Genomic DNA, 4877 nt, shown 5'->3' on the forward strand with positions numbered 1-4877 from the left:
GCTACGTCACCCCGATCGAAACCCGGGCCCTGACGACCCAAGACGTCACCCCCGCAGCGTAACCACCCGCTGTCCACGGCCACGGGGGAACTTCAGGGGTGGCTGTGTTCGGTCAGCGCTGGCGCCGGTAGTCCAGCCAGGCCAGCAGCATCTGGTGGGTGAGGTCGTCCATGCGGCGGGCGCGTCCCGCGATGATGAGCTGGCGATTGCCGAGGTCCACATCGTCGAGTTGGAGGGCGCGGATGGCTCCTGCCCGGGCGGCGTGGACTGCGGCGAGAGCAAGGGCCAGGCGGGCGGCCGGGCTGCGGACCGCTTCGACGGATCGGGCGACCTGCTGGGGCAGCAGCGGTTGCAGGACGGCGTACTCGAACGAGCCGACCTTGATGCGGGCGGTCGGGTTGCGGAAAACGAGGCCGTTCGTCTTCGCCCAGCCAAACAGAGACCTCAGCGCGACGAGGGTCTGGCGGCGCTCGCGCCCGTGGAGGGGCTTGACGTGGGCGAGGACGTCGTCGCGGGTGACCTCGCGCAGATGGTCGTAGTGCTCGGAGCAGTCCAGCAGCGCGGGGCGGACGGCGTTGAGGTAGGCCCAGACTTAAACAACGTCCGCCCGTCCAGACCGACGACGTCCACCAGGCCCAGCAGCCGCGCCCGCTCGTCCCCGGTCATCCGCTCCCGGATGCCGGCCAGGATCTCCTCGTTCACCCGGGCCCGCACCGTGGAGGCCATCGCGTCCAGCGTGGAGAACCGGGGGATCTCCAACCCGGCCTCCACCAACTTCTCCAACGCGATGCTGATCAGGTCAGCCGGGTTGTTCTTCGACGCCGCCCCGACGCGCATCGCCTCCTCGGCCAGCGCCCGGGCCCCAGGCCCGTCGTAGCTCATCCCGCACCGCTGGCGGACCATGCTCCGCCGGCTCTTCGCCGTCCGCTCCGACCCGTACACCGACAGGGTGTCCTCCGGGAGCTCCGCCGCCCGGCGCACGAACTCCACCACCTGCTCCGGCACGTCGTGCGCCTTCGGGAAGCAGCCCATCCGCTGGTACGACTTCAGCGCCAGCAGCAGCGCGAGCTGGTGCTCGTCGGAGTCCGCGGCTCCGTCCGCCCAGGCCCGTTCCTCCTCGGACGGCGTGAAGAAGACGTGCAGCTCGCGTGCGGTGATCAGCTGCTTGAACCGCGGGTACGCGGTCCGCTCGATCGAGGTCATCCCCGCTCCACCCGGTGCCAGTTCCTGCCGGACGCGCCGAACGGGGCCTGAAATGCAGGATCGTTTCCCTGCGGGATGACGTTCTGCGCCGTCAGTGGGTGGCCTGTTCGTCGCAGAACACGGTCTTGATGAGCCGGTCGAGGGCCTTCGGGACCTCCTGCGCCGGGTCGGTCTCGGCGTCGCCGGTGGTGAGTCCGGCGGTGAGGGTCCTGCTGCCGTCCGGCCTGCTGATCATCAGTGCTCCGTAGCCTCCCGGGGCGCCGCCGTTGTGGTGGACGATGGTGAGGCCGGTCTCCGGGCCCAGGTCCTGGACGAACAGGCCAAGGCCGTAGCCGAGGATTCCGTGCGGCGTGCGCATCTCGGCCAGCAGCGGGGCGGGCAGGAGTTTGCCGCCCAGCAGCGCGGAGAAGAACGTGTGGAGGTCCCGGGTGGTCGAGATCAGGTCCCCGGCGCCGACGAGGATCGAGAGGTTCTGGCGGGTGACGTCGACGACCTTCCACTGGTCGGCGTCCTGGTAGCGGTAGTAGCCGTGGGCGTGCGGCTCGGGGAGCTCCGGCGAGCTTCCCGGCACCACGGTGTCCCGCAGTCCGAGCGGCCGCAGGATCCGCCGCTCCATCTCCTCGGCGTACGAGTGGCCGCCGGCCTTCTCGATCAGCAGCACGGCCAGCGTGTAGTTGGTGTTGGAGTAGCTCTGGTCGGTGCCCGGCTCGAACAGTGCGGGCTTGGACAGCGCGAACCGCACGAGTTCCTCCGGCCGGTAGGTGCGGAACCGGTTGTCCACCCACGGCTTGCCCATCGCGGGCAGCCCCGGCACGAACGTGCCCTCGGAGTCGAGATCGCCGGTGTAGCTGGGCAACCCGCTGGTGTGCTGCAGCAGCATCCGTACGGTGATCCGCTGGTCCAGCCCGAACTCGGGCAGGTGGTTGGCCACCGGGGCGTCCAGTCCGATGGCGCCGTCCGCCACCAGGTGCAGCACCAGGGCCGCGACGAAGGTCTTGGTGGAGCTGCCCACCCAGAACCGTCCGTCCGTCTGCGGCTTGGCGGTCTCGCCCAGCTTGCGGATGCCGGCGCTGCCGACCCACTCGCCCCGCTCGTCGTTCACCCGCATCTGTATCCCGGCGAAGCCGGCATCGACGAACTCCTCGATGGCCTTCTGCAACTCCGGGCGCTCCTGACCAACGTTGTTCTCGACGATGCGCAGGGACTCGCTCATGATCGCGCCTTCTCTCAGGGTTGACGGGGTCTCAGGGGGTTGATAATCAGAGGCTGCGGGCGGTGATGTCGCCGTAGGAGGTGGTGGCGCGGATGGCCACGGCGGCGGTGCCGGTGTTCACCAGGGAGTTGGTGACGCGGCCGTAGGCGGTGCCGGCGTCGAGGGTCGCGGAGATGCCCCGGGCGGCGGTGACGGCGATGTTTCCGGACTCGGCGCGCAGGACGATCGGGCCGTGGGCCGCCTCGGTGATGGTGAGGTCGCCCTGCTGGGTGCTGATCTGGGCGGGGCCGGTCAGGCGGCCGAGGGTGACGTCGCCGGCCTGGATAGAAAGGCGGACTGCGGCGCTCTCATCGAGCTTGACGGTGGCGCGGGCGGCCTCGAAGGTGACGTCGCCCAGGCGTCCGACGCCCCGGAGTTCGGCGTCGGCGGCCTTGCCGTCGAGGGTCGAACCGGCGGGCAGCTGGACGGTGATCTCGGTGGTGCCGGAGTTGCCGAGGAGGCTGCTCTTCGCGGCGGGGGCCTCGATCCGCAGGACACCGTTGTCGTAGGTGACCTGCAGTTGCTCGGCGGCCTTGACGTCCCGGCTCTTGGAGGTGTTCGCGGGCCGGACCTCGACGACGGTGTCGGCGCGGTCGGCGGCGATGAACCGGATGTGGGCGGCGGGCACGTCGAGGACGGCGGCGATCGGGGCGGGGGTGTTGAAGGTGTGCATCGTGGGTTCTCCCTGTGTGGTGCGGCGGGCTGTCTTTCTTCGGCCTGCCGTTTCTGACAGAGGAAAAGCTACGTTGCCTTTACGGATTGAGCAATGAGATCTTTGCGTGCGATTGATATAAGCGCAGGTCAGAGAGGGCGAATCATTGCAACGGTCCCAAATCTAACGCAATGAATCCACCTGGCTCGTTGCAACTGATTGAGATCGAACGCTACGGTGGAGGCACCCACGAACCACGAAGGAGACCGCGATGCCGGGAGGCAGACTCACCCAGCAGGAACGCCAGCAGATCGCGCTGGGACTGGCCGAAAGCCTCGCCTACGCGGAGATCGCCCGACGCCTCGACCGCCCGACCTCGACGATCACGCGCGAGGTCATGCGCAACGGCGGCCCCACCGCCTACCGTGCCGACCTCGCCCACCGCGCCACCGAACAGCGCACCCGCCGCCGCAGAAAGGCCGCGCCCCGGGACCCCGGCACGCCCCCGCAGGCCCACGGGCGCGATACCGAAGCCGTACGCGAGTACGAGGAGACGTTCGCCACCGTCTTCATGCAATCGGGCCTGCCCAAGATGACGGCCGGGGTGCTGGCCAGCCTCTACACCACCGACACGGGCAGCCTCACCGCGTCCGAACTCGCCGGGCGCCTCCAGGTCAGCCCGGCATCCGTCTCCAAAGCAGTCGCGTTCCTGGAGAGCCAGGGCCTCATCCGCCGTGAACGCAATGAACGCCGCCGCGAGCGCTACGTCGTCGACGACGACATCTTGTACCAGTCGATGATGGCCAGCGCCCGATCTACCGCTCACCTCGGCGAGGTCGCCCGACAGGGCGTCGGCATCCTCGGCCCCGACACCCCGGCCGCCGCCCGCCTGGAAAACATCGCCCGATTCGTCGACTTTGTCTCCGAGAGCATCGCCCGCGCTGCGGACCAGGCGCGCGAGATCCTCCACACGAAACCCGGGAAAACCTCGAACAGCGCTACCTGAACCACGTTCGGATCGTCCGCCTGGACCGGTGACCCGGCGCGGTGCCGCGAGGCCGGCACACCAGACCGCCGCCGCCATCAGCCACTACCAGAGACGCGGCGACCCACTCCCCGCACACCTCCGCCCGAGCGAACCGAACCGATCACATCAGCAAGATCCGCCGCTGTAGTACTAGTACTCCAGCAGGATTTTGCTGTCTGACGCGTAAATAACAGCAGGTCAGGTTGGTTGTGGGCAGGCCTGAATGCCCGGTGACTGTTGGGCCGCCGGGCTTCCGGGATGGCGCCTTCAGGCGGCGGTTTCCCTTGGTTTGAGGGTGACGGTGTAGCCGAGCTGGTTGAGCTGGGTGATGGCCCGGCGGGTGGCGCGTTCGGGGTCGCGCCGGGTGAAGTAGTCGCCGCCGAGCTCGTGATAGGCGACGTTGTCGGTCAGCATGTGCCAGATCGCGGTGATGATCGAGTGCTCGACGGCGACCAGGGCCCGCAGCGGGCCGCGGCGGACGGTCAGCCGCTTGTAGCGGGCGGCGAGGTAGGTGTCCAGACGATTTACCACGCGCCGAACACCCCGTGGCCCTTGATCAAAACTGCGTCGCGGGGGCGGCAACGCAGGAGGCGAAGGTCAGCTGGTCAGCTACCTGCGGTTTTGCCCACGCCGGTTGGTATTTACGCGTCAGTAACCCAGACCGGCTGCGCCGGCCGCCGTGAGGCCGGGAAAATCGGGGTGTGTCCGTCCGGGACGCCGGTGAATCTGTGATGCCTGTGAGC

Annotated in this window: 5 protein-coding genes; 1 reads left to right on the top strand and 4 read right to left on the bottom strand. The window is 68.7% G+C overall.

Annotation, left to right across the window (positions count from 1 at the left end; translation table 11 throughout):
- Nucleotides 1–444: 444 nt before the first annotated feature.
- The 3 genes from ABTY04_RS40305 to ABTY04_RS40315 all read right to left on the bottom strand — a co-directional run bounded on the left by ABTY04_RS40305 (nt 445) and on the right by ABTY04_RS40315 (nt 3128).
- Complete coding sequence (locus tag ABTY04_RS40305; RefSeq protein ID WP_352218402.1) at nt 445–1203, bottom strand: DUF4158 domain-containing protein; 759 nt, start codon at nt 1201–1203, stop codon at nt 445–447.
- A 91-nt stretch (nt 1204–1294) separates the two neighbouring features.
- Nucleotides 1295–2416 (bottom strand): serine hydrolase domain-containing protein, encoded by a 1122-nt coding sequence (locus ABTY04_RS40310; protein ID WP_352218403.1) that lies wholly within the window; start codon nt 2414–2416, stop codon nt 1295–1297.
- 46 nt (nt 2417–2462) lie between these two features.
- Complete coding sequence (locus ABTY04_RS40315) at nt 2463–3128, bottom strand: DUF4097 family beta strand repeat-containing protein (RefSeq protein WP_352218404.1); 666 nt, start codon at nt 3126–3128, stop codon at nt 2463–2465.
- Between the two features lie 250 nt (nt 3129–3378).
- Here ABTY04_RS40315 and ABTY04_RS40320 point away from each other — a divergent pair, with 250 nt between their 5' ends.
- Nucleotides 3379–4113, top strand: a complete 735-nt coding sequence (locus ABTY04_RS40320; RefSeq protein WP_352218405.1) for a GbsR/MarR family transcriptional regulator — start codon at nt 3379–3381, stop codon at nt 4111–4113.
- A 288-nt stretch (nt 4114–4401) separates the two neighbouring features.
- On the opposite strand, the gene ABTY04_RS40325 is transcribed toward ABTY04_RS40320, so the two are convergent.
- Entirely contained in the window at nt 4402–4665 is a 264-nt protein-coding gene (locus ABTY04_RS40325; protein ID WP_352218406.1) for a hypothetical protein, read from the bottom strand.
- Between the last annotated feature and the right edge of the window lie 212 nt (nt 4666–4877).

The sequence above is a fragment of the Streptomyces sp. NPDC097981 genome (assembly GCF_040302565.1).
Lineage (GTDB): Bacteria > Actinomycetota > Actinomycetes > Streptomycetales > Streptomycetaceae > Streptomyces.